Raw genomic sequence first — 24,445 nt, forward strand, 5'->3', positions numbered from 1 at the left:
CGCCCTACACTAAACTCTATGGGGTAAAGTGTCCAACTAATATTGACACAGAGGGGTGGCATCGGATTGTGCTACGAGGAGATGATCTATCACGGTCAGGCTGCCCCAAATTTTAACATCCTGGAAGAGCCTGCCAATTCCCATCCGGGCGACTTGGTAGTCGGATAGCCCATTCATTTTACGAGAGTTATAGAATATTTCATCCGAATCTGGCCTGATATGGTTAGTTTTCGTAATAAGGTTGAAAAGGGTTGTTTTACCCGCACCGTTAGGGCCGATGAGTCCAACGATTTCTCCTTTTTTTATGGAGAGGCAGACGTTCTTTACCGCCATAATTCCATTAAAAGACTTTGATACCTTATTTAACACTAAAATTTCATCCATCTTTAAACACTCCCGAGTTCCTTATCTCCCGCGATACCCCAGGGACGAAATCTTGCAAGCAAGATCAGTATCAAGGCATAAATAATCTGTCTGAGGTTATGCGCTATTGAATCAGGCAAACCAACGAAACGGAGGAATTCCGGGATGAGTAACATGAACAATACGCCAACAATAGGGCCTTTAAAATTGCCAGTCCCGCCTATGAGGACAATTGCAAGGATGAATATCGATTCATCAAGGGTGAAGCTGGTGGGATCAATGTATGTTATATAGACGGCGTATAATCCGCCTGCAATTGCTGCGACACCACCGCTGATTACAAAGGCAAGAATTTTAAATCTGACAACATTCTTTCCCATGGAAACGACCGCTTGTTCTTCTTCCCGTATGGCTTTTAGTACCGTGCAAAAAGGGGATTTATAAAGGCTATATTTAAAATAGATTACCAGCACTGTTATATTAGTAGTGAATACAAAAAATTCCGGTAACGTATCAACTTTGAAACCGAAAAGGCCTGGCCTTGGAATCCCGACTATTCCATACGGCCCTCTTGTAAGACCAACCCAATTGTAGAGGATGCCAAAGATAATGACCTGAAAGGCAAAAGAGGATATTGCAAAATAATCTCCCCTGAGTTTTAAAGAAGTATATCCAATGCAAAGGGAAAAGATAGCGGTAATGAATACTGCGAATGCAAGAGATGGAAAGAAATTAAGCCCGGCATGCATCATGAGGAGAGCGGAAGCGTACGCCCCTAATCCATAAAATGCTGCATGAGACAAGGAAAGAAGTCCGGTATAACCAACAACCAGGTTGAGGGACAATGCTAATATAGCGTAGATTTCAATCATAATGAGCAGGTGAAATGCGTAATTCATAGCTCTTCTGCCCTCTTTTTCATCTTCAAAACACCGCCTGATTGGTAAAGAAAAAATACTATTAAGACGGAAAACGTAACCACACTTTCCCAACGTCCGGAGAAATACCATACCACGAGATTTTGGGACATGCCAATAAAGAAGGCGCCTGCAATTGTTCCTTCAATCCGCTTAACTCCACCGAGTATTACAGCCGTTACTGCATTAAGTAGCGGCATCATACCCATATAGGGGTCTAGGCCAACGTCCAGACCAGTTAAAATTGCTGCTATACTGGCAAAGAATGAGCCTATCGCAAAAACAATGAATCGCATCTTTTGTAAATTTACACCACGGAATTCCAAAAGGCGTGCATTACAGCCCATTGCCTGGATTGTTTTTCCTATCCTTGTATAGTGCATAAAAAATAGGGAAAGTATGGCCAATATAAGAAACGTGAAAAATTGTACGACCTGTATTTTCGTAAGAATAATTCCACCAAGATGGACACTAGCTCCAATCTCATATGACAGGAGTTTGGTTTCATTACCAAATATGAGTGCAATTATATTAATTATTAGTATATAAACACCCAGGGAACTAATTAAATAAATTCCGTGTGAGGCTCTTTTTTCATGTAATGGTTTGTAAACAAGGAATTCAATCAAAATACCGGCAACAATAGTCAAGATAATCGCAAGGATTATTGAAATAGCAAATGGTAAGTGCCAGGAAAGTAGGGCGTACAGTAAATAAGCTGCCACCGTATACACAGCGCCATAGGCAATATGGAAAAAATTGGTTGTGCTGTAGATTACACCAAAACCTATTGCCATGATCGAAATAAGGCTTCCTGTGATTATCCCGTTTGCTATAAGTTGAAGTATCATAATGTTTTCCTTTTAGGGGGGAATTATAACACGGAGACATAATAATAAATATCCTAAAAATATCCATAAAATATTTTCCTGTAAAATTTATTGCCTATGGCATCAAGACGAGTCTGATTTTGTAGATGCATTCGTGAATGCCTTTTAATGGGTTTACTGTAATAGTTTAGCACCCCCACCTGACCTCCCCCATCGGGGGGGAGGAAGTGTTTTTCCCCGCCCCTGGCGGGAGGGGATAGGGGAGGGGGGTGGACTGATACAATTTACTTTGGTGAGAAGCAAGAAAATGAACCCGTAAAGGTTACGCAATATATTATCGACGATCATGGACGTAAGGAAGCGGCACTTATTGAGATCGTAGAACTTAACCGGCTGGAGGAATTGTTTGAGGACTTATCAGATATAAAATCTATTGAAGACAGGAAAAAGGAGCCTAACGAAGATTACGAAACCTATAACAATAAAAGAAAGTCACCGTTATAAGGTAGGTTTTGTTTTTCGTCCTGAGGATAAAAGATGCGCAGCATTTTTCGTGATGCCTGCATCGCGCAATTTTCTAGACGGACGGTGCTGAGTCAAACTGAAATAAGATAAAATTCTGTGTCAAAGAAAATATGAGGGGAACGTTTTGGGAATAGTTTGAGGATGTTATTTCTTTGCAGGTCAAAAACACAAAGTCTTTGACCTGCAGGAGATTATTTGGGGTGAGCGACGGGATTCGAACCCGCGACCCTTAGAGCCACAGTCTAATGCTCTATCCAACTGAGCTACGCTCACCACAACATTGGACTGTGCAAGATAAACGGAATATTTTCATATGGCGCGCCAGGAAGGACTTGAACCCTCGACCGCCGGATTAGAAATCCGATGCTCTATCCAACTGAGCTACTGGCGCAAATAATTACTATCTTATAAACATAATTTTTTCTATTTATAACAAAATTATGTGTCTTTGCAAGAGAAAAAAACATCACCGGCTTGCAAATAAAAGTACAAGGCTATCGATTCCTTTTAAGATAAAGAACTATTACCTGATTTTGTAATGGTTGCGCGTACAGGATTTAAACAATGCTTTTTATACGGCACGAATTCTCGTTATCAAAGATGACGTTACAATTATTTGTCATGCACTTTTATGGAACGCATGCTATAATTATTGCATTATCGGGGGGTGTTATACATTGCCAATATCATTTTTCGTAACCGTTTAGCTTTTTGAAAGGAATTTCCCCCTGCATTTCATATGTACGGTAAGAGACGAAACATCTGCTGCATTGTGACACATCCCTAAATCCCCTCTTTTTATAGGGGACTCTTGCTCTCCACTCTTAAAAGAGGGGCTGAGGGTGTGTTTGATTCGAGCAACCGCATTATCTTATATGAAGTGCAACAACTTGAATGTTACCGGGATTTTTCAAAAAACTGAATTGTTGTCTTTTTGTGAAAGGAAGAGAGATTATGTCGAAGGGAAAATTGCCCCAACAGTATCTCCGGATTAAAGAGAAGCATGAAAAATATTTCAACGCGGTCGAGGAGCTTGGTAAGGTTGTAAAACAGGAAGGCCCTCTGGATGAAAAGACTGCGCATCTGATTCAACTTGCAGCAGCGGTAACGGCTCATTCAGAAGGCGCCGTACACAGCCATGTAAGACGGGCGCTTGAGATAGGAGTAACCCCGGAAGCAATACATCATGCAATCCTTCTTCTTACCAGTACCGTTGGATTTCCAACGGTTGTTGCGGCGTTAAGTTGGGCTGAAGATATTATAAACAACGAGAAAATGTAACAATTTATACCTAGCGACATAAGTTTACACCTGCCAGTCATTCCGGGATTGACCCGGAATCCAGTATTTTTCTGGATTCCCGCTTCCGCGGGAATGACATGTTCGTATCTGATTAATGACGCTGTGTACAGCTCTTTGAAAAACCGTGCATTTACGGATAATTCGCACAAAACAAAAAATGCAACACGGGTGGTTTGTCTTCCGCCTTACCCGGACTACAAAGGAATAGCGTTGCCTTTTCAAAGAGCTGAATGGTTGAGGAAAAATTCAATACTATATAGTAGGCTGGTGGATACTACGTTTGTGGTGCATGGGGCGAATATGATCTAGTGCAGCATAACCCTCTTGTCGATATGTTTTACACACCGCAACATTGAAAAAATAAAGCAAATGGTTGATTCAACATTATGAGCAAAGCTCATTTCGGTTAACGAATAAATGTTTGTAAACGAATTCTTGATGGGTAAGATTTTTCAGATTTTTACCTTCAGTATCTATAGCGTTCCTATCCGAACTATTATCCTTGCAATTTTTATGAAAGGATGTGTCTTTAACGATATGAATCCAAATAATGGCAGCGTTCCGTCTGCGACCCAACCGGACACGAAAGCTTCTCAGAAAAGAAAACCGAATCGCTTGATCCATGAAAAAAGCCCATACCTGCAGCAACATGCATATAATCCTGTTGACTGGTATCCCTGGGGTGAAGAGGCATTTCAGAAAGCTATCAGGGAAAACAAACCCATCTTCCTTTCTATTGGTTATTCGACCTGCCACTGGTGTCACGTCATGGAATCCGAATCTTTTGAGGATGAAGAAGTTGCAAAACTATTGAACGAAAACTTCGTGTCGATTAAGGTTGACCGGGAAGAACGGCCAGATATAGATAATGTGTATATGGCCGTTTGCCAGGCCATAACCGGCAGCGGTGGTTGGCCTCTCAATATCTTTTTGACACAGGAGAGAAAGCCATTTTATGCCGGTACCTATTTTCCCAAAACGGAACGGTATGGAAACCCCGGGTTTATTGCGATTCTCAAAAAGATTTCCGATTTATGGAAAACCAATGCGGAAAGCACTATTGCATCGGGCGAACAGGTGACGAAGGTTATACAATCCATGGTCCCCACAACGCCAGGTGGACTTTTAACCAGTGAGATAATGAAGCTTGCCTATGAACAGTTAAGAGACACCTTTGATAACATTTATGGTGGATTTGGTTCATCACCCAAGTTTCCTACCCCTCATAATTATACTTTTCTCCTTCGGTGGTGGAAACGAAGCAACACCCCTCCCGCGTTGGATATGGTAGAAAAAACTCTGGAGCGGATGAGCCGGGGTGGCATATACGATCAGTTGGGAGGCGGGTTTCACCGGTATTCTACGGACGAATACTGGCTTATCCCTCATTTTGAAAAAATGCTTTACGACCAGGCATTATTAGCCATCGCTTATACTGAGGCATATCAGGCCGCAGGAAAAACATATTATGCTGACATCGTAAAAGACATCTTCCGGTATGTTTTAAGGGATATGACTTCCCCGGACGGTGGCTTTTATTCTGCAGAGGACGCAGACAGCGAAGGGGTTGAGGGTAAGTATTATGTATGGACTCCTGATGAGATCGTAAAGATTTTAGGTGAAAAAGACGGGAAGATTTTTTGTGATTATTACGACGTCTCCGATGAAGGCAATTTTGAAGGAAAGAACATCCTGCATGTTGATAAGCCGTTTGATGCCTTTGCCAAACTGGAGGGCATCAGTCCGGATAAACTCCAGGAAATATTACGTACATCCCGGGAAAAACTTTTTGCCGTTCGGGAGAAGCGCATTCATCCTCACAAAGATGACAAGGTGCTTACCTCATGGAATGGTTTAATGATTGCTGCGTTTGCCAAAGGTGCACGGGCATTAAACGAACCAGGGTATATACAGCCGGCAGTGCGTGCAGTCAACTTTATTTTGGATACCTTGCGTGATCACAACGGATCATTGTTAAGGCGACATCGTCTGGGTGAGTCCGCAATTCCAGGATATCTGGACGACTATGCCTATTTTGTCTGGGGTCTGATTGACCTTTACGAGGTCACGTTTGAGACAAAATACCTGAAAATGGCATTAGAGATAAACAAGATTATGATTGAAAATTTCTGGGATGAAAAAGGGGGGGGCTTTTTCTTTAGCGGTAAGAAGAACGAACAACTGATTGCCCAAACTAAAGAAGTTTACGACGGTGCAACTCCTTCTGGAAACTCCGTTGCCTTTCTCAATCTATTTCGTTTGGGACGGATGACGGGAAATCAGACTCTGGAAAAAATGGCGGAACAAATTATAAAAACCTTTGGAGAAACGATACGACAGTATCCAGCAGGCTATACTCAATTTCTGTGCGCCTTGGATTTTTCTCTGGGGCCGACAAAAGAGATTGTCATTGCCGGAGAGCCAAATCAGAAAGACACGGAGCAGATACTTACGGCGATAGGAAAGCGGTTTCTGCCGCGACAGATATTGTTGCTCCGTTCTCAAAAAGACAAAATTCTGGAAGAAATTGCGCCATTCGTGAAAGAACAAAAACCCATCGACAACAAAGCCACTGCTTACATCTGTGAAAACTATGCTTGTAAGGCGCCAATTTGTGATATAGATAAAATCATACACCTTTTGGAGGCACCTTAAAACAATTTGTTTCTCTATCATGAATAGTTATATTGCATTCTACATTGTTACCGTCTCTGCAATTGTCTGGCTCGTATTGCTCTTTATTCCGAAACGCTGGCGCATCTCTGAACGCTGGGATATCACCGATGAATTACCGGTAATGATTCGACCATTGCCGACGTTGTCCGTCATTATACCAGCGCGGAATGAGAGTTCATCTCTTCCCATAACAATGCCTTCCTGGTTAAAACAAAGCTATCCGGACTCAGAAATTATTCTGATAGACGATGAATCGAGTGATGGCACAGCAGAATGTGCCAGGGAAATTTCAGCACCGGCAAATGGTAAGGTTCAAGTCCTTGACGGTAGTCCGACTCCATCCGGATGGAGTGGAAAACTCTGGGCACTTGAGCAAGGGGTAAGGATTTCATCCGGCGAATGGTTGTTGTTTACCGATGCAGATATTTACCACAACCCGCATCTGTGGCAGGGATTGGTAGCAAAGGCAATAGCAGAGCAACGGGAACTAGTTTCATTAATGGTACTCCTGGATACCCGTGGATTTTGGGCGCAATTCCTTATTCCTGCATTTGTTTATTTCTTTCATTTTCTTTATCCTTTTACAGAAGTAAAAAATATACGGTCCGGAACATCAGCTGCTGCTGGTGGATGTATCCTTGTCTCACGAAAGGCATTGAATGCAATAGGAGGGATAGCCAGCTACTGCGAAGCATGGATTGACGATATTGCTCTTGCGGTAAGAGTTAAACGAGCCGGTATGCCGATTTCACTTTCATTGACAAAATCGGCAGTCAGTATTCGTCCGTATTTTAAGCTTCATGAGATTTGGAATATGGTTGCCCGTAACGCTTTTGCGCAGTTGCACTATTCATGGTTTCTATTATTGGGAACGGTAATCGGCTTGTTTATCTTATTTGTATCTCCCGTAGTTGGGATAGGTATTTCAGCAACAGGTAAAACCGCCATAATGGTACCCTCTGGTATTGCCCTGGTATCCATGTCTTTTACCTATCTGCCCACCATTCGTTTTTTTAATCTGAACAAGGTGAGGATATTCTCGTTACCCGTTGCAGGCTTTTTGTACCAGGCAATGACCGTATCTTCTGCCATAAATTTTATTTTGAACCGCCGAGAATGGCGGGGAAGCCGCAGAAAAAAAGACAAACAGAACGAATCTGTAAAAAACAATATGTCTGCGAACAACATCTTTTAAGTCGTATAAAATAGCGCAATCCGCCATAATTAAGAGAGAGGGCAAAATTACAGAGCCTGTCATAAAGGTTCATTAAAACGCCAAAGATCAAAAAATCATTTCAAGAAAACCAGGCCTTCATATCCCGTAAGTCGTTTTTTTGTGGGTATTCACGAAAATATATTTCGTCTTGCCACACCAGTTTTTATAGCCGCATCCGCCACTGCCTTAGCCACATCCGTATGCACTTTTTCATTGAATACACTTGGTATAATGTAATCCTCGGAGAGATGCTCTTCCTCAATAGCATGTGCAATGGCATAGGCTGCGGCCATATTCATAGTGTCATTAATTGTCGTTGCCCCGCTATCCAATGCCCCACGGAAGAGACCGGGGAAACACAGCACATTATTGATCTGATTATGATAATCTGAGCGTCCGGTAGCAATTATCCTTGTAATGCCCTCGATTGACTCAGGTTCTATTTCCGGATCAGGATTTGCCATGGCAAACACGATAGAATCCTTTTGCATCGTTTTTACCATATCTTTTGTAATCGTATTGGGCCCGGAGACGCCAATAAAAACATCTTTTTCTCTTATTGCGTCAGAAATTGTTCCTTGTTCATTTTTTGGATTTGTGATCCGTGCAAGTACTTCTTTCGCCGGATTCATATTAGCCTTTCTCCCTTTGTAAATGATGCCAGAAGTGTCACAGACCACAATGTCCTTTATTCCAGCATGTATAAGCATATGCGCTATTGAAATTCCTGCAGCGCCGGCGCCACTGATGACGACGGAAATAGTTTCCATTGATTTTTTTACCACTTTTAAAGCGTTAATGAGACCAGCGAGACAGACAACGGCAGTGCCATGCTGATCGTCATGAAAGACGGGAATCGGTAAGATTTCCTTCAGCCGCCGCTCGATCTCAAAACACCGGGGGGCGGCGATGTCCTCGAGATTTATTCCACCAAACGTGGGAGAAATGTTTACCACGGTCTTAACGATTTCATCAGTATCTTTGGTATTCAGCAAAATGGGAAATGCGTCGATATTGCCGAATGCCTTGAACAACATTGCTTTGCCTTCCATAACAGGCATTCCGGCTACGGGACCAATATCACCTAATCCCAGGATTGCCGTGCCGTCCGTAACAACGGCAACGGTATTCCTGGTTATCGTATATTCTCTTGCCAGTTCAGGATGTTCATGAATTGCCATGCATACCTTGGCTACCCCTGGCGTATATACCCGCGAAAGGTCATCAAAGGTTGTGATGCTAATGCGGTTACTTATGTAAATCTTTCCCTTTTCGTGGAGTTCAAAGACCTTGTCTTTAACAGAAATAACCTCAACAAGGTTTTTTCCAAGAGTCAAAAGTGAATTCATGATTTCTTTGACTTGTTCGTCGGCGCTTACATAAACAGCCAGATCCCTGATTTTACAATCCTTGTCGACTTTAACAATTTGAATATTACCCATGCTTCCACCCGACGTACCGATGGCCGTAAGCACCTTGCCCAGGGTACCTGGTGAATTATTGAGCTTTAAACGAAACGTCACAAGATTTTCTACAATCCTCATAAATATGTCACCTCCTAGTTATAGCCCGGGCATGCGTACGATTTCCTCAACGCGCCGAGTGGTTCAAGGGTATTAGATGGCACTTGATTGCCCATATTATATCAGTATAATATGGAATTTTACTAACTATTTATATTGAGTGGTGAACGGTACCGTATATGAAGATACTGGTTATTTCAGACATTCATGGTAATCTTGCGGCGTTAGAAGCAGTATCAGAACGTGCCGATATGATTTTTTGTCTTGGGGATATTGTGAATTACGGTCCCTATCCCGATCGCTGTATCGAAAGGATTAGAGGTTTAACCAATACCGTAGTTCGTGGGAATCACGATAATGCCATTGGCAGAAACATGGATTGTGGATGCTCCGTAAAGTATCAGGAACTCAGTAATGCCGGGAAAGTATTTACGAAAACTGTTTTAAGTGCTGAGGAAAAAGACTATCTTGGGAATTTACCCATAACGTCACTTATAGAGAGAGAAGGAAAGAAATTTTTATTATCACACGGATCGCCAGGTGGAGACATTTATAAATATCTTAGGCCAGAGGTTTCCGATAAGCAATGGGAGTCTGAATTAAAGGATATTTCTGCCGATGTCGTCTTTCTCGGACACACTCACTTGCCCATGATGCGTGTGATTCATGGCGTTACCATTGTAAACCCGGGAAGTGTCGGGCAGCCGCGAGATGGCGTGCCTATGGCATCGTACGCAATATGGGAGGACGGCCGTATCGAAATAAAACGGGTTCGTTATGATATCGAAGCAACAATAAAAGGATTGCATGAGACCGAAATTCCCCCTCATCTTATTTCCGTACTAGCAAAGATTTTAAGAGAAGGCGGAATATAACTGATTTTTTCAGCAATTCGTTGACAGAGATTTTAATTATTGTATAATAAATAAATTTGTAAAATAAGTTTACGAAGGTTTCATTTCAAAAAGATTATTTAGGGTAAGATCGCTATGTCAAATGGAACAGAAATGGGTGACAATCCATCTGAAAAAATGGAAGTTGTGCGGTCCTCCGAGGTGTTATTTACAGAACAACAATTGATAATTCAATCTTTAAAACAGGAGCTTGAAGTAAATAAAAAAAGAATCGCCGAACTTCAGGACTCGATACGGCGCCTGACAGCAGATTTTGAAAACTATAAAAAATGGACTGCAAAAGAACGGCAAACAATCGAACGTACCGCTGCAGAATCACTCATTAAAAAACTTTTGGATATGTATGAAAGTTTAGGAAAGGCAGTTTCTACAAAAACGGATACAAAAGAAAATGATTTCATTGAAGGGATTAAAATGATTTACAAGGAATTTTCACGTATCTTAAAATCAGAAGGTCTGGAACCAATACCTTCTGTGGGTTTACCTTTAGATGTTTATAAGCATGAGGTCGTGATGCAAAAGGTCAACGATGAGGTACCTGAAGATACTGTATTGGATGAGATCCAGAGAGGTTATCTATTAAATAACTTTGTGTTAAGAGCCGCAAAAGTGGTAGTGTCTCAGAAATCGGCGATACCGGAAAATACACAGAATTCAGAGAAGTCAGAAGAGGATAAAGGAGGTTAAGAAATGGCAAAGATTATTGGCATAGACTTAGGAACAAGTAACTCCGCTGCATCCGTTTTGATCGGCGGCAAACCCACGATTATTCCTAGCGCAGAAGGCGCAACCATTGGGGGAAAGGCATTTCCTTCGTATGTCGCCTTCACCAAAGACGGTGAAAAATTGGTGGGTGAACCCGCGAGGAGGCAGGCTGTGAGCAATCCGGATGGTACTATTTATGCAATTAAGAGAAAGATGGGGACTGATTACAAAGTTACGATTCGTGGGAAAACCTTCACTCCACAGCAAATTTCAGCGTTTATCCTCCAAAAGATAAAGCAGGATGCTGAGGCATTTCTTGGGGAGCGGGTTGAAAAGGCAGTAATCACGGTTCCGGCGTATTTCAATGACAATCAAAGGCAAGCCACGAAAGATGCTGGGACTATTGCAGGATTGGATGTTGTCCGTATCATAAATGAACCAACAGCTGCATCGTTGGCGTATGGGTTGGATAAGGTTGAAGAATCCCAAAAAATTCTGGTGTTCGATTTGGGAGGAGGTACCCTTGATTGTACTATTATGGATTTTGGTCAGGGAGTTTTTGAGGTGGTATCGACAAGTGGCGATACTCAATTGGGTGGCACGGATATGGATAACGCCATTGTTGATTACCTGGTGTCTGAGTTCAAGAAGGAATATGGAATCGATCTCAAAAATGACAAAATGGCTATGCAAAGATTGCGCGAAGCGGGAGAAAAGGCCAAGATCGAACTTTCTACAACTTTGACTACGGATATTAATCTCCCCTTTCTTACCGCGGATGCCTCGGGACCAAAACACTTTACCCATGCCATAACCAGGGCAAAATTAGAACAATTGGTATCACCGATTGTCGATCGTTGTGGTCATTCGATTGAACAGGCATTAAAGGATGCCAAATTAACGCCAAATGACATTCACAAAATCATTTTGGTGGGGGGACCAACCCGGATGCCTATTGTTCAGAAATTTGTGGAAGATTATGTTGGTAAAAAGATAGAACGGGGCGTTGATCCCATGGAGTGTGTAGCTATGGGTGCTGCGATACAGGCTGGAGTTTTGTCAGGAGAAGTCAAGGACCTCGTTCTTCTTGATGTAACTCCTCTGTCACTTGGAATAGAAACCCTTGGTGGTGTGTTTACTCATTTGATTGAAAGGAATACCACGATCCCAACGAAAAAAAGTCAGGTATTTACAACGGCAGAGGATAATCAGACAAGTGTAGAAGTGCATGTTCTTCAGGGCGAAAGGTCAATGGCCAGGGATAATGTAACCCTGGGAAGATTTCATTTATCCGGCATCCCACCTGCACCGAGAGGCGTTCCCCAGGTTGAGGTGTCATTCGATATCGACGCCAATGGTATCATTAATGTCCATGCAAAAGACCTCGGGACAGGAAATGAGCAAAAGATTACTATTACGGCGTCGACCAAATTAAATAAGGAAGAAATTGACCGTATGGTTAAGCAGTCTCAGGAATATGCAGACCAGGATAAACGGGCAAAAGAAAGGGCTGAAACGAAAAATAAGGCAGATAATCTGGCTTATAGCGCGGAAAAGACCCTCAAAGACGTAGCCAGCAAGGTCGAGGCATCTCAGAAGCAAAAGATTGAGTCTGCAATTAAGGATTTAAGGGAATCGATTAAAACGGAAGATGAAAAAGACATGCAGCAAAAGATGGATGCTTTAACCAGTGCCTTGCACGAAATCAGTGCAAAAGTATATGAGCAATCCGCCAAGCAAGGAGAACAGCCTCCTCCACCTCCGTCTGGAGAAGAAGAGAAGAAGAAAAAAGGGAACAAAGATGATGAAATAATCGATGCAGATTATGAAGTGAAAGAATAGGTTTTAAATCGGTTGTACCTTCTTTGTGAATCGAACGTTTAAAAATGAATAGATAACTTCGTACTATCTTTTTAAAGTGTCAGCCGCCAAAGTTCAGAATTCAGAATAGAAATTCATATTGTGTATTGACGTGGTAATACCTTTTCTGAATGCTGAATTTTGGTTTCTGGCTCTTTTTTTGATTGTCTTACCTTCCCTCACTATGATTTTCGCCTTGCATGTTAATCTTATTCAGATTGCGGTGGCTTTTCTCATAGACATCGTCATAGGCGATCCTCAATGGTCATATCACCCGGTTCGACTTATTGGAAGATTTATAGGGCAAACAGAATTAGCATTGCGAAGACTCTCTCTTCCGGAACGTATCAGTGGAATTTTGTTAACCATGTTTGTTGTACTGTGGACGTATCTGACATTTTTTTGCGTAATGTCCATTGCAAAACAGGGCGGTTTTTTTTGTGAAATTGTAACCGGCGCTGTTTGTATTTATTTTGCAATTTCTATAAAGAGCCTTGCTGATGAAGCAAAGAAGGTTATGACGGCTCTCAAAGAAAATGATTTAATAAAAGCCAGGCAAACCTTGTCACGGATTGTAGGCAGGGATACAGCACATCTTACCGAAGAACAAATAATAAGAGCATGTGTGGAAACCGTTGCAGAGGGTAGCGTCGACGGCGTTGTGTCACCATTGTTTTATTCCTTCCTGGGAGGGCCTGCGGGAGCAATGACTTATAAAGCCGTAAATACCCTGGATTCTATGGTGGGATACAAGAACGAGAAATATATCCGCTTCGGCTGGGCATCCGCGCGTTTTGATGACGTAGTCAATTATATCCCGGCGAGAATGAGCGCCGTGTTGATTCCTCTCTCCTCATTTCTCTGCGGTTATGGTTTTTTAAGATCTTTGCGGACCACTTTTCGTGACGGCCGTAAGCACGAAAGCCCTAATAGCGGTATTCCTGAGGCTGCGATGGCAGGGGCGTTGGGAGTCCAGCTAGGGGGGCCCAGCAGTTATCAGGGTGAGATCATAGAAAAACCCCTAATAGGGGATGCTCAGAATCAATTAACTCTGAAGTCGATTGATCATGCTGTAAAAATCCTCCGAGTTATGTCTGTTTTATTTTTGTTCTGTGGAATTGGGGTTATTTTGTGCATAAAATATCTGGTATTTTAGAAATCCTTGATCCACGTTCAAAAATTATATCATTTCTTGCAATCATCAGTTGCATAATCCTGACCCCCATTACCCGTTTCAAAGATTTTGAACTCTATTTTCTGGTATTACTGGCAATAGTATTGCTCTCGCGGATTACACCAGGACAAATTGTTAAAAAAATGTCCATTTTGATTCCGTGTATATTTTTCATTGCGATGTTTGTGCCTTTTGTAAAGGAAGGATTTGTCTGCTGGTCAATGAAAATAGGTTATTGGAAATTAGAGATCACGAATAGGGGCGCTTTAGCATTTCTCAACATTGTTGTCAAGTCGAGCTTGTCATTTCTTTTACTCATAATTGCCTCATCAACGACAACTTTTTCAAATTTTATTAGGGGGTTAGAATTGTTTCGTCTGCCACGTTTTCTGATTTTGCTGGTGTCCTTTATTCATCGTTGTCTTTTTGTATCCTTATACAAGGCGGCGCAGCAGTTGCAGGTTAGTTATCGATGGTTTATTGGATCTCAGTACAGAATCCCGTCTCGAGTTCTTGGATTTGTGGCAGGAATGTTAAGTACCAGGACACATGAACGGCTTGAAAAAAGATATGAGTCTGCGGCCTATCGCAGGTTTCAAAAAGAAATACCCCACGTGATAGATTTTAAAATCTCATCTCTGGATATAGTATTTGTAACGTGTATAATTGCTTCTTTACTATGCATTGCTTCTGGCCTTGTTTACAAAATAGAATGTGTGCAAAGAAGGAATGCCCACATATGGTGTAGGTTTTAATGATTTCAAACCAAAATTATCTGACTCCTGAACAAAACGAGAAAATAATCAGGCGAAGGAGAGGAATGATATTTCAGAATTCTGATGATCCGTTTTTCCCCCTATTATTCAGGGCGATCCATCCTTCAGCCAAGTCAGTTCTAGGCAGGGTAATTAGAGTCTTCGTTGAAAATGAGAGGGTATGATCATGAAAACAGGTTCCGGTATCGTTGCTTGCAGTAAGAATATTGATTTCGTTAACGACCTCTGTGCCGATGGAATATGTTGTTTTATGAGCATACCCAGAGATCAAACTCATCTGGGCATATCAAAGATATTTCTGAAACGAAGGAATGCGTCTTATGGTATCAAGTTGCTTTATACCGCCCTTCAGGCGAAGGATATTGTGTATAATCCGTGTAAATGTCTGGAATTTTATTTAAAAGAATTTAACACACCAGCAGGTCCCGCTATTAAGGTATTGTTACGATGCGGTATCTTTGGCAAGAAGTGCCGTCCGTATCCCTGTAAGGAGTTTCCCGACAAGGCAGATAGTTTTATGCATGATGTTCCTGCTCCCTGCATTTATAATGAATACCTTGCACCAACAGACTACATTGCTTTGAAACATAAACAGATCTTTCATTTATATTTTGCAATAAGGGACGATCACAAACTACTTAAAAAAATCGCCCCCGGGTTTGCAACGGAAGAGATACGAAGGAAATTAAATCTTTGTGAAAATGTATTTAAAATTAGTGCTGCCTGGAATGAAAAACCCTCAGAATATTTTCTTTTGGAGGTGCCAAAGCTAGCATGTGTTTTGTACACTTCTAAAGTGCATCCAAGGATTGAAAGTATAAAACAGGCATATAATCTTTGGCAGGGACATATTGAAAGTTGGCTGGAAAAACATTATGGCAGTAAATGGCAAAACCGATTGGAGCGTGCAATTGAGAATGAAAGTGCCACATCAAGGAAATAAGAGGAGCAATCGATTACCGTATTGGATGTTAGTCCCATGAAACACGTTTCAGATTATTGTCCAAGAATAGTGATTGCTGGAACCCACAGTGGTGTTGGCAAAACAACAATTACTCTTGGCTTGATGTCCGTTTTAAAAGACAAAGGCAATCAGGTTCAGGGCTTTAAAGTTGGACCTGATTATATTGATCCTTCACATCATACAGCCATTACCGAAAGACCTTCCCGCAATCTAGATACATGGCTTATGGACCGGGATGTGTGTCTGGAATTATTTGAACACGCCTTTAGGGGAGCAAACATCGCAGTAATTGAAGGAGTGATGGGATTGTATGATGGCTGTCTGAATGGGACAGAACTTGGAAGTACAGCACATCTCGCCAAAATATTGAATGCCTCCGTTGTGCTGGTAATGGACGTAAAGGGATTATCGCGCAGTGCAGGTGCGATTGCTTTGGGATATAAAAACTTTGACAAAGAGGTAGAAATCACGGGGATAATCTTAAACAGAATCAGAACGGAAAGACATTACGCTTCTATAAAAAAATCTATCGAAGACCATACGGGAATCCCGGTATTGGGGTACCTTCCCTTTCATGAAGAGATAATGCTGCCGGAGCGTCATCTGGGTTTGATACCATCGGTTGAGCAGGAGATTTCAAAATCTGCATACAAAAAAATCGGATATTTGTTGTCGGCTACCGTAGACATTGACAAATTAATCAGTATTGTGTTCTCCTCAAAGAATCTTCCAGCCTATGAGCGGACGGTATTTTGTCAGGTCAATGAACGGTTCCCCTGCCGGATTGCTATAGCTGTTGACGAGGCATTTAATTTTTATTATCAGGACAACCTTGATCTTCTTGAATTATTTGGGGCTAAGCTAATGTATTTTAGCCCGATATATGACAAACGTCTGCCTGACGACATCGATGGTCTGTATCTTGGAGGTGGTTTCCCGGAATTATATGCCTCCAGGCTCGCATCAAATATCGCCATGAAGGAATCGATTCGGAAGGCGCACCGTGATGGAGCAGTCATATACGGAGAATGCGGAGGAATGATGTATTTACTCGAGAAACTGATTGATTTTAAAAATAATATCCATGAGATGTGTGGAATATTAAAGGGTACTACAAGGATGGAAAATAAACGTCAGGGATTAGGTTATGTGACGATAAGAGCAATTCACGATACTATACTATGCAATAAAGGTGACATATTTAAAGCACACGAATTTCACTGGTCATCTTTGCAGGTATCATCAAAAACACAATATGCATATGAGGTATCTAAATATGGTGATACTTTGCCGAAGCAAGATGGTCTAATCACTGACCGCGTACTTGGTTCTTACAGTCATATACATTTCTTGGCCTTTCCCCGATTGGCTCAACAATATTTGTCAACAATTACCTTGCACAAATCGCACTCTCGACCATCTTAATCTCTTCAACGTTTAATATCCTGTCAATGTCAAAGAGAAATCTTACCTTTTTCTTTATCTTTACCATACCTAAAAGCATTGTGCTTTTAATGCCTTCTGCTATATCTGGTGCTGGCTGGAGATCCTCATCATGAATATTAAGCACTTCTGATACCGCATCTACAATGACACCTGCAAGTTTGTCCCTTACTTCAACGACAATGATAAATTTTTCTTTTATATCATCCGCATCTTGAAATCCTAGCTTTGTTCTCAAATCCATCACAGGTAAAATCTTGCCGCGAAGATTAATGACGCCTTTCATATACTTAGATGATTGCGACACTGGTGTTATGTCCATAGTTCCTATAATTTCGCTTACCTTTAAAATTTTAATACCATACTCCTTACCACACAAAATAAAGATTAAATATTTTCCTTCATGCTGTAATGCAGTTTGGTTTTTAATTTTTTTACCTAGATTTATGGCGTTTTGCATAGGGTACTCCTTTTGAGTACGAGCGACTGTATGTCTTGAAAAGGTTATTGTTTCTCACCTTTCACGTAATTGTTAATTTAACGATATGCTAATAATTTGATATATTCAAGAACAGATACTGGACGCATGAATAAAAGCAATCAATGTTGCACTCCGCAATATCAGATTTGTCAGAAAGAATTCTTTTTCAGTTTGTTACAGTCGGCGTATGTTCAAGGGAATGTGCCCGCCAGGATTTTTTCAGACTCGAATCAAGATGTCATTTGTTGTACAAGTATTTCCATGGAATACTCTTTAAAATGAAGCCTATTTGTTTGATTCCTTCAATAACAAACCGATATTAAATTTTTCATTATGTGAGGTAAAAGGCATTATGAGCCAGGGATCGCTGCTAAAACATGAAAGTGTCGCATCAGATATTGCTGGATAATCGTTGATTGCCGTAATTGAAATACTCCCCCCGGTAATTACAACGGGAACGGAGAGATGCATGTCACCGTAATAAGCGCTAATCTTCATCCTTACCGTGTCTGCAATCATTTTTGCGATCTCACCAATAGCATCTTTTACTTCCATGGTTAACTGAGTTACTTCTGTCATGAGTAAGTTTGATGCGATTTTTAACGAGAACTTTTGAGAGCAAAATAAGGCAATAACTCCATAATATTTTCCGGTAAAACTTACCATACCAATAATGTCAGTTTTAATATGGTTATCATCAGTCAGAAAGGACGCTGTATGCTGTAAATCCAGCATCACCATCGTTTCAAACAAGATCTTCGTGGACTCAGCAATATCTAATGCAATATTTTCCATCATACTATCAGGTGCCATGGTACTTTAGCTCCTTTTCAGAATCTGTCCATGTTATAATAGGCATTTTCCAGTCATGCAAGATTAAGTCAACGTTATTGGATATCGCGTTCCAGCGATCTTCCCATCTGTTTCCTGTTTAAAAGAATGTTTCTGCCAGTAAATCATTTCTTTGAATATTCATTCTTATGTCTTCAGGATCATCGATTGTTTACACGGCTCTCATCCTCAATACCGTTAAAGGTAAAATATTTACTTTCTGTTTTCTCTCTGATCCACTGATCAATCATGGATTGCTCAAACCTCCACATATTCATTATTTTAAAAGACGGAATCGCTTCCTCTTTCACTAATTTATATACCGTACGAGGACTTATTTTCAGATATTCCGCTACTTGCTTAATTGTTAGAATATTTCGATTTTTCATAAATATTTACCTCTTTGCATCCGATGTCTTTCTGTTGCAAGTATTACTTTCCATTATCGGAATAACAGAATAATTATTAATGTAAAAAAATTGACTTATCATGAGGCATGTTTTGGTAAGATTGTTAATTACAACCAATCGAAGCCATGAGAATTTATATCTTTTTGAAGACAGAATTCCTGTCTTTCTTGTTTGATGACTTGATTTCTTCATTTTCAGAAAGCTCTTGTGGGAATCAACAAGAAAAGACCATGTGTCTTAATATCCTGGGCCGGAGCAATGACAGCAAACCGTTTTATTGGAAACCGGGTATATACTATGAAAGATACACAACAAACCGTGTCTGCTCAGAAGTCTCATCGTGCTGATTTCAGATGGGTTTTAAGAAGATGGGTGACAGGGTATGTTATCGATGAAGTGTTGAAATATCAGGCGACGTTGTCAAAACCGAAATTTAATGGGAAGTTCAAAAAAAATTTGAAAAAAACCTAAGCCCTGTCCAAAAGGCAACTGGCATTTGGACTGCGTGAATTAAAACGGGCTCTTGTAAGGAACGTTGTAACCTGTTATTTTGGTTTTACAGGCAAAAAGAGAATTATTTATAAATGATAATATTGCACAGCTTGAAGATGAAGGATTTTCTGATAATAAGAGAGTACCGTGGAACACCCTTAGCTTTGAGCACAGAGAACATGTGGTCCATGTGGAGGCAGAGCTTATTTCTGTAATTCTTGCTTGTCCATGTTTTAAAATTGTCGTATCTTTTCAAATGGTTTAAACAGCGTTCCAACAAAACCTAATTTATGTTGGATGGTTTTTTATCTTGAATAATATCTTTAAAAGTAACTTGTATACCCTGTTTAATCTTATTTTGCGTATCTTCGACAAACCTCGCTATTCTCTGGTCGTGAAGCGTCCTGGGAATGAGCTCAAGACTCTCGCCTGCGTTTCTCATTGCGTGTAAGACTTCCGTTATGAAAATTGAATCCATGTCTCTGCCGGGTACATAATAAATGCCTTTTTCTGTCGGAATTTCCAAAATCAGCGATACCTTTAAGAGTCCGGAGATAATATCCTGTATTAATCCGAACGGGACATTGAGAGCATCAGACAATCGCTCACTCGACCACTTTTCTCCTTTTCCATCGAAAAACTGAGCGCATATACGTTCCATAATAATGAGTCCTAAAATCTCACGAGATGCATAATTTATTTTAAGAAACTGCCCTCCGGGCCTGATGGTATTAATATTTTGAATTACATACGAAATCACTGCACCAAGAAGCACGATAGTCCAGCTTGTTTGCAGCCAGACAAGAAAAAAAGGAATGGCTGCAAAAGCTCCGTAAATAACATTATACCGGGAAAGACCAATCTGACCTTTCAAAAAGAAGGCCTGGAGAATGTAAAAAACTGTTCCACCTGCAATCCCTCCAATTATGCCAGGAGCGATCTTGACCCTTGTGTTGGGAAGAAACATGTACATAGAGATAAATGCTATCCACAATACAATAATCGGCAAACCCCATCCCAGCAAATTTAAATAAAGTTTTCCAATCCATACTTTATGTAAAAAAGCAACTAATCTTTCATCGGTTAGGACCGCTGTGACAGTTGTTGAGGCAAGGAGAAGGATGGGAAGAATAATTAACATACTGGTATAGTCGGTGAACTTCCTGAAAATTGACCGACATTTCTTGATCTTCCAGACATCATTGAAGGACATTTCTATTTGACCCAGCGTCCTGATTACAACAGAAAGAAGCACTAAAAGTCCAATCGTTCCTAAGTATCCAAAGCTTGTTCTGTCTACAAAATACATGATGTATTCTTTGAATTGTAATGCGCTCGAGCCGATATTTTGAGGAATGGAAAATTTTACATTCTCAAAGCGTTCTTTCAGACCCTTGCCTGCATCTTTACGATTCAAATCAATCGAGTTAACAATGACAGAAAGTTCTATTTTATAGTCTTCCAGGGCGTCTTTTATTTTTATATACTCTGAATATTGATCGGGTTCCTGTTTCTGAGCATTAGGTCTGTATGCTTCTGAAATATCCGAGGAGGTTGTTTTGTCAAAATTTTCAATTATATTCAGGAGTTCTTCCCGGATGGAAGATTTCGAAAAGTTCAGAGAATCAATTTGTTTAAAAAGATGTTGTTTAAGATAGGTGAAAAGAGAAGCTTCTTTGCCGCCGGGAAGGCTTGTAATGTATGTGTCTATCTTGTTGTTAAGTGCCTTTTCCGCGCCAAGGCCTTTTGAAACAGAAAGTATAAAAGCCAAGAGGGGAACGAGCGATATCAAAGAGATAAAAGTCAGGGCCGAGGCCTTTAGTGGACACCGGCCACCAATAAATTCGGTTGTAACAAGGTAACAGAACCGCAGGAACTTGAAAATGAGATTTTTAAATGTAAGAGGTCTTAAATCTACAGCCCAGAGGTCTGTCTCAATGAATACTTTTGATTTATTATAAAAAGAAAAGAGATTTTTCATTATTCAGCCTGTTTTTTCATACAATCCAGTTATGCCACGTTTGAAACAGGGTTCTTATCCCAATTAGCCAAAAGAGAAAAAATGGGGGATAGGTGTTGACATCACTTTATTAAACAAATTTCTGAGACACTTGTCCTCTTGCTTTAAGAGGAAACAAATGACCATGTTTACCTTTGCTAGTTACACCCTCTTCAAAGAGTACCTGAGAAATTCATGGGATGCTATAGCGAATGCCTCCACAAAGATGATCAGAAGTTCCAATGCTTCTTTTCTGGCGCAACCTGGGACTTTTATGCCTTGAAACGTGATAGGCCGGAAATCTTTCAAAAGAACTATCGCCTTCACCAGGTTGCCATTGATGACGCCGGTTGTCCAAAACCCTTTGCAAGGAAAACCGATCTGCTGTCACCATCGGTACCTGGTATGCTGCAATTTATTTTCTCGAACACATTTACTCACGGAAGAAATTATTCTTTTCTGAAAAAAAGTCCAGCAGAAATACCTTCATACATCATCTGAAAAAAAGAAGAAAATGCTGTGTAAGATCCGATGTTCTGAGGTATAGTCGAAGAATCGATACCCTTATTAAGGGTCATTCTGGCACAAAACCAAATGAATTAAATTCAAGCAGTCGATCAGTTCCCAGTTTGAGTTTGTCTCAACAGGCACTCTTTCAAAGAACGGTAATTTTGCTTGTTAACCACGAATCGGATCGGTATCATACGGGAGCGTATCGTGCGTCGGGCACAGGTGCTGTCAATTCATATACCATGTCCTAAGAAGCGAGATATTACCTCTTGTATCCGGGCACATACAACCTAAGAATACGTCATACAGAAAGGGGTATTAGCGTGATATTGGCTTTTATGGCATCTGCACGCGATCCCACCCGCTTTTTGGTTCCTTCATGATTTGTTGGGCCAATGATGACGTCCTGGGTCCGAGGTTCTTCTCATATACAGATCCGCTACCGGAAAGGATGAAAGTCATCACTCCGGATATCCTGTATTCCGAAGGATAGGCTACCAGCATGATGCCACCGGCTTTTTTAGGGACGACTCTGAAATAATAGCCGACAAAAAGATTTTTCTCCGGTGACGTATTTTGACTGTTGCCTTCACCAGTCAGGCGTTGGGCATAGTTGCCGATTGCATTACTGCTGGTGACTTTCTTTCCACATCGCGCAGCTGCCACTTCCTGACAGACCTGGATGGCGGAGATTTCATCTTCGCCGATGTGCCTGGCCAGAATTTCCGCAGCGCCGGCGTCGGAGTCGAAATACCAGTTGCCCTGATTTTCAACCAGCGGAACCGGAAACGGCCAATTTTCTGCACCAATATAAAGAACTATCGAGCCATTGTGTTCTCGAACCAGACGATGCATTTCAAGGTACTTACAAGCGAATTGCTCGCGTTCTGCCTTATCGCGGACCGCGTTACCCGAGGAAATAAATTCCTGGCTCGTTCCAAGGATAGCGTGCAGAGATGGAGTGTCATTGATGCTGACAGCCTCATAGAGAGCCTGAGCGGCTTGATCGGCAGACGCAAACGTTTTCGGTTGCATCCGCTGAGCGAAGGTCAATGGAACACTGATTAGAACAAGAATCACAACCGTAGTAACAATGAAAATGCTTATGCGCATGATTGGACTCCCTTTGAGAAAGGTTTACCGCCGTCCGCCATGGAAACCACCGCCATGATAGCCTCCCTGACTTGAAAAACCACGAAATGAATAGTTACGAGTAACGCCGCCGTGATTATAGCCACTAAATACACCTGAGGGATTGCGGTAATTATTCACGCGATTTGCGTTTGCACGGTCATAATCATTAAATGTGCTTTCAGAACTGCGATAATTATTTGTGCGATTCGCGTACGCACGATTATTGCTGCCAAGGGTGCCTGCAGGATTGTGATAATTGTTCACGCGGTTTGTGTATGCACGATTAGTATAGTAATTGCGGTTGACAAACGTCCTGCTGTTAGAAACATAGACGGAACGATTATAAATTATTGTATGGTTGTGCCAGTTTGGAGCCCAACAATGATATCCCCAGCTATATTCGGTGAAAAAGCCGATTCCGAATCCAAAACCAAATGCCACTCCCGGAGATGTCCAATACAAACCAGGATACCAGTACCAACCTGGCCATGCGATAACCGGAACACCATATACAAGCCATGGATCATATTGCGGAACGTAGATGACCTGGGGGTTCGCCGTGGCGATTACAATCGATTGCCCCTGTTGACTTACTGTCTGCTGTTTGTTACTTGCCAGCGTTCCGGCTGTCTGTGCACGCTGACGCATTACCTGAACGGCATTCATGAGATCCTGTTGATGGTTAATATAGGCATCGCCGAGAGATGATGTCCAGGAAAGATTCTTATCCATGTTCGCAAGCACCGATGGGAACTCTGTCAATGCCTTGACACTCGGATCCCATGGTTGCTGATCAACCGCTTGAGCCAAATGCTCCCCTTTGAGATCACGATGTTCCTGCAACCAGCGATCAGCTTGAACCACCTGTTCAGGGTAAGTAGCAGCCGCGAGTATTTGAGCTACCAACGCATCCGTGTACAAAGCGATTGGCGCTACTAATTGCTGCAGTTGTTCCGGAGAAGGTTGTGCCGACGAAGCTGCGATGGTGTTGGTTTGAAGCTCTGCCAAGGCCGGTTGCAAGCCATACATTATAAAAACGAGGTAACATGATAGAAGGACAGAAACAGTTTGCTTCAACCGATTCATAACAATTCTCCCTTTAAACAAGAGTGATGGCTGGCTTGAAAGTATCACGATGAAATGATAAGAAATAGCTTTTTCGTGTATATGAATGATAAATCACGAAGGAAGGAGATGTCAAGTTTTTTAAGAACCCTTACTTTCTTTTGTGTAACCCTGTGAGGTCGGTATTTTAAAAATTTAAAAAACCATAAATGCCTTGTTCGTCTCATAAGATAATGGCGGGAGTGTGTGGGAATCGAACCCACCTATCCTACTAAAAGTGGGACAGACCGGATTTGAAGTCCGTCGCCGACACCAGCCGACATGCACTCCCCACC

22 protein-coding genes and 3 tRNA genes are annotated in these 24,445 nt (G+C 41.4%); 12 read left to right on the forward strand and 13 right to left on the reverse strand.

All coding sequences use genetic code 11. From position 1 onward, the window contains the following. Positions 1-36: 36 nt before the first annotated feature. The 5 genes from BIY37_RS07115 to BIY37_RS07135 form a co-directional block, all read right to left on the reverse strand. On the reverse strand, positions 37-384 hold the full coding sequence (locus BIY37_RS07115; RefSeq protein ID WP_070067146.1) for an ATP-binding cassette domain-containing protein: 348 nt from the start codon (positions 382-384) through the stop codon (positions 37-39). 2 nt (positions 385-386) lie between these two features. Continuing rightward, positions 387-1,262: a branched-chain amino acid ABC transporter permease gene (locus tag BIY37_RS07120; protein WP_080324924.1), complete on the reverse strand. Its 876-nt coding sequence runs from the start codon at positions 1,260-1,262 to the stop codon at positions 387-389. Beyond that, positions 1,259-2,131, reverse strand: a complete 873-nt coding sequence (locus BIY37_RS07125) for a branched-chain amino acid ABC transporter permease (protein ID WP_070067147.1) — start codon at positions 2,129-2,131, stop codon at positions 1,259-1,261. Before BIY37_RS07125 ends, BIY37_RS07120 begins: the two co-directional genes overlap by 4 nt. A gap of 700 nt (positions 2,132-2,831) precedes the next feature. Then, positions 2,832-2,908 (reverse strand) — tRNA-His (locus BIY37_RS07130). A 41-nt stretch (positions 2,909-2,949) separates the two neighbouring features. Further along, positions 2,950-3,026 (reverse strand) — tRNA-Arg (locus tag BIY37_RS07135). A 563-nt stretch (positions 3,027-3,589) separates the two neighbouring features. Here BIY37_RS07135 and BIY37_RS07140 point away from each other — a divergent pair. The 3 genes from BIY37_RS07140 (at position 3,590) to BIY37_RS07150 (ending at position 7,808) form a co-directional block, all read left to right on the forward strand. After that, positions 3,590-3,916 carry a carboxymuconolactone decarboxylase family protein gene (locus tag BIY37_RS07140; protein ID WP_070067184.1) on the forward strand — a complete coding sequence of 109 codons (327 nt, stop codon included), beginning with the start codon at positions 3,590-3,592 and terminating at the stop codon, positions 3,914-3,916. A gap of 558 nt (positions 3,917-4,474) precedes the next feature. Next, the gene (locus BIY37_RS07145) at positions 4,475-6,592 is read left to right on the forward strand and encodes a thioredoxin domain-containing protein (protein ID WP_070067185.1); all 2,118 of its coding nucleotides are present in this window, start codon (positions 4,475-4,477) and stop codon (positions 6,590-6,592) included. Between the two features lie 19 nt (positions 6,593-6,611). Further along, positions 6,612-7,808: a glycosyltransferase gene (locus BIY37_RS07150; RefSeq protein ID WP_070067148.1), complete on the forward strand. Its 1,197-nt coding sequence runs from the start codon at positions 6,612-6,614 to the stop codon at positions 7,806-7,808. A 149-nt stretch (positions 7,809-7,957) separates the two neighbouring features. Here the strand turns inward: BIY37_RS07150 and BIY37_RS07155 are convergent, their stop codons facing one another. Further along, the gene (locus BIY37_RS07155; protein WP_070067149.1) at positions 7,958-9,373 is read right to left on the reverse strand and encodes an NAD-dependent malic enzyme; all 1,416 of its coding nucleotides are present in this window, start codon (positions 9,371-9,373) and stop codon (positions 7,958-7,960) included. A gap of 158 nt (positions 9,374-9,531) precedes the next feature. Here BIY37_RS07155 and BIY37_RS07160 point away from each other — a divergent pair, with 158 nt between their 5' ends. The 7 genes from BIY37_RS07160 (at position 9,532) to BIY37_RS07195 (ending at position 17,170) form a co-directional block, all read left to right on the forward strand. Then, complete coding sequence (locus BIY37_RS07160) at positions 9,532-10,227, forward strand: metallophosphoesterase family protein (RefSeq protein WP_070067150.1); 696 nt, start codon at positions 9,532-9,534, stop codon at positions 10,225-10,227. Positions 10,228-10,341: 114 nt separating this feature from the next. Next, positions 10,342-10,953 (forward strand): nucleotide exchange factor GrpE, encoded by a 612-nt coding sequence (locus BIY37_RS07165; protein ID WP_070067151.1) that lies wholly within the window; start codon positions 10,342-10,344, stop codon positions 10,951-10,953. Between the two features lie 3 nt (positions 10,954-10,956). After that, complete coding sequence (gene dnaK, locus BIY37_RS07170) at positions 10,957-12,813, forward strand: molecular chaperone DnaK (RefSeq protein WP_070067152.1); 1,857 nt, start codon at positions 10,957-10,959, stop codon at positions 12,811-12,813. A 214-nt stretch (positions 12,814-13,027) separates the two neighbouring features. Next, entirely contained in the window at positions 13,028-13,987 is a 960-nt protein-coding gene (locus BIY37_RS07175; RefSeq protein WP_179129324.1) for a cobalamin biosynthesis protein, read from the forward strand. Then, positions 13,963-14,760: an energy-coupling factor transporter transmembrane component T family protein gene (locus tag BIY37_RS07180; protein ID WP_070067153.1), complete on the forward strand. Its 798-nt coding sequence runs from the start codon at positions 13,963-13,965 to the stop codon at positions 14,758-14,760. Before BIY37_RS07175 ends, BIY37_RS07180 begins: the two co-directional genes overlap by 25 nt. 181 nt (positions 14,761-14,941) lie before the next feature. Next, positions 14,942-15,724 (forward strand): hypothetical protein, encoded by a 783-nt coding sequence (locus BIY37_RS07190; protein ID WP_143299205.1) that lies wholly within the window; start codon positions 14,942-14,944, stop codon positions 15,722-15,724. Between the two features lie 36 nt (positions 15,725-15,760). After that, positions 15,761-17,170, forward strand: coding sequence for a cobyrinic acid a,c-diamide synthase CobB (locus tag BIY37_RS07195; protein WP_070067156.1), 1,410 nt, complete (start codon positions 15,761-15,763; stop codon positions 17,168-17,170). On the opposite strand, the gene BIY37_RS07200 is transcribed toward BIY37_RS07195, so the two are convergent. The 3 genes from BIY37_RS07200 to BIY37_RS07210 form a co-directional block, all read right to left on the reverse strand. After that, positions 17,136-17,648, reverse strand: a complete 513-nt coding sequence (locus BIY37_RS07200; protein ID WP_070067157.1) for a chemotaxis protein CheW — start codon at positions 17,646-17,648, stop codon at positions 17,136-17,138. The genes BIY37_RS07195 and BIY37_RS07200 overlap by 35 nt on opposite strands. Positions 17,649-17,954: 306 nt before the next feature. Further along, complete coding sequence (locus BIY37_RS07205; protein ID WP_070067158.1) at positions 17,955-18,482, reverse strand: chemotaxis protein CheX; 528 nt, start codon at positions 18,480-18,482, stop codon at positions 17,955-17,957. 179 nt (positions 18,483-18,661) lie between these two features. Then, the gene (locus tag BIY37_RS07210) at positions 18,662-18,889 is read right to left on the reverse strand and encodes a helix-turn-helix domain-containing protein (protein WP_070067159.1); all 228 of its coding nucleotides are present in this window, start codon (positions 18,887-18,889) and stop codon (positions 18,662-18,664) included. Between the two features lie 318 nt (positions 18,890-19,207). Here BIY37_RS07210 and BIY37_RS13460 point away from each other — a divergent pair, with 318 nt between their 5' ends. Next, complete coding sequence (locus BIY37_RS13460) at positions 19,208-19,381, forward strand: hypothetical protein (protein ID WP_179129325.1); 174 nt, start codon at positions 19,208-19,210, stop codon at positions 19,379-19,381. 304 nt (positions 19,382-19,685) lie between these two features. Here BIY37_RS13460 and BIY37_RS07230 read toward each other — a convergent pair whose 3' ends face one another. Continuing rightward, positions 19,686-21,383: a YihY/virulence factor BrkB family protein gene (locus tag BIY37_RS07230; RefSeq protein ID WP_070067163.1), complete on the reverse strand. Its 1,698-nt coding sequence runs from the start codon at positions 21,381-21,383 to the stop codon at positions 19,686-19,688. A gap of 157 nt (positions 21,384-21,540) precedes the next feature. Between BIY37_RS07230 and BIY37_RS13465 the strand changes: the two genes are divergently transcribed. Next, positions 21,541-21,684: a hypothetical protein gene (locus tag BIY37_RS13465; protein ID WP_179129326.1), complete on the forward strand. Its 144-nt coding sequence runs from the start codon at positions 21,541-21,543 to the stop codon at positions 21,682-21,684. Between the two features lie 563 nt (positions 21,685-22,247). Here the strand turns inward: BIY37_RS13465 and BIY37_RS07240 are convergent. The 3 genes from BIY37_RS07240 to BIY37_RS07250 all read right to left on the reverse strand — a co-directional run bounded on the left by BIY37_RS07240 (position 22,248) and on the right by BIY37_RS07250 (position 24,441). Then, positions 22,248-23,024, reverse strand: a complete 777-nt coding sequence (locus BIY37_RS07240; protein WP_070067165.1) for a DUF2950 family protein — start codon at positions 23,022-23,024, stop codon at positions 22,248-22,250. A 24-nt stretch (positions 23,025-23,048) separates the two neighbouring features. Further along, positions 23,049-24,131 (reverse strand): DUF3300 domain-containing protein, encoded by a 1,083-nt coding sequence (locus BIY37_RS07245; protein ID WP_070067166.1) that lies wholly within the window; start codon positions 24,129-24,131, stop codon positions 23,049-23,051. Positions 24,132-24,344: 213 nt separating this feature from the next. Continuing rightward, positions 24,345-24,441, reverse strand: a tRNA-Sec gene (locus tag BIY37_RS07250). Positions 24,442-24,445 lie beyond the last annotated feature (4 nt).

The sequence above is a fragment of the Candidatus Brocadia sapporoensis genome, assembly GCF_001753675.2.
Taxonomy (GTDB): Bacteria; Planctomycetota; Brocadiia; order Brocadiales; family Brocadiaceae; genus Brocadia; species Brocadia sapporoensis.

Excerpts from the sequence above, each read along its gene's own strand:
- dnaK (WP_070067152.1), top strand. The coding sequence starts at position 10,957 with ATGGCAAAGATTATTGGCATAGACTTAGGAACAAGTAACTCCGCTGCA.
- BIY37_RS07155 (WP_070067149.1), bottom strand. The coding sequence starts at position 9,373 with ATGAGGATTGTAGAAAATCTTGTGACGTTTCGTTTAAAGCTCAATAAT.
- BIY37_RS13460 (WP_179129325.1), top strand. The coding sequence starts at position 19,208 with ATGAAAGATACACAACAAACCGTGTCTGCTCAGAAGTCTCATCGTGCT.
- BIY37_RS07230 (WP_070067163.1), bottom strand. The coding sequence starts at position 21,383 with ATGAAAAATCTCTTTTCTTTTTATAATAAATCAAAAGTATTCATTGAG.
- BIY37_RS07205 (WP_070067158.1), bottom strand. The coding sequence starts at position 18,482 with ATGGCACCTGATAGTATGATGGAAAATATTGCATTAGATATTGCTGAG.
- BIY37_RS07115 (WP_070067146.1), bottom strand. The coding sequence starts at position 384 with ATGGATGAAATTTTAGTGTTAAATAAGGTATCAAAGTCTTTTAATGGA.
- BIY37_RS07140 (WP_070067184.1), top strand. The coding sequence starts at position 3,590 with ATGTCGAAGGGAAAATTGCCCCAACAGTATCTCCGGATTAAAGAGAAG.
- BIY37_RS07190 (WP_143299205.1), top strand. The coding sequence starts at position 14,942 with ATGATCATGAAAACAGGTTCCGGTATCGTTGCTTGCAGTAAGAATATT.
- BIY37_RS07150 (WP_070067148.1), top strand. The coding sequence starts at position 6,612 with ATGAATAGTTATATTGCATTCTACATTGTTACCGTCTCTGCAATTGTC.
- BIY37_RS13465 (WP_179129326.1), top strand. The coding sequence starts at position 21,541 with ATGACCATGTTTACCTTTGCTAGTTACACCCTCTTCAAAGAGTACCTG.
- BIY37_RS07120 (WP_080324924.1), bottom strand. The coding sequence starts at position 1,262 with ATGAATTACGCATTTCACCTGCTCATTATGATTGAAATCTACGCTATA.
- BIY37_RS07145 (WP_070067185.1), top strand. The coding sequence starts at position 4,475 with ATGAATCCAAATAATGGCAGCGTTCCGTCTGCGACCCAACCGGACACG.
- BIY37_RS07160 (WP_070067150.1), top strand. The coding sequence starts at position 9,532 with ATGAAGATACTGGTTATTTCAGACATTCATGGTAATCTTGCGGCGTTA.
- BIY37_RS07200 (WP_070067157.1), bottom strand. The coding sequence starts at position 17,648 with ATGCAAAACGCCATAAATCTAGGTAAAAAAATTAAAAACCAAACTGCA.
- BIY37_RS07210 (WP_070067159.1), bottom strand. The coding sequence starts at position 18,889 with ATGAAAAATCGAAATATTCTAACAATTAAGCAAGTAGCGGAATATCTG.
- BIY37_RS07245 (WP_070067166.1), bottom strand. The coding sequence starts at position 24,131 with ATGAATCGGTTGAAGCAAACTGTTTCTGTCCTTCTATCATGTTACCTC.
- BIY37_RS07240 (WP_070067165.1), bottom strand. The coding sequence starts at position 23,024 with ATGCGCATAAGCATTTTCATTGTTACTACGGTTGTGATTCTTGTTCTA.
- BIY37_RS07195 (WP_070067156.1), top strand. The coding sequence starts at position 15,761 with ATGAAACACGTTTCAGATTATTGTCCAAGAATAGTGATTGCTGGAACC.
- BIY37_RS07125 (WP_070067147.1), bottom strand. The coding sequence starts at position 2,131 with ATGATACTTCAACTTATAGCAAACGGGATAATCACAGGAAGCCTTATT.
- BIY37_RS07165 (WP_070067151.1), top strand. The coding sequence starts at position 10,342 with ATGTCAAATGGAACAGAAATGGGTGACAATCCATCTGAAAAAATGGAA.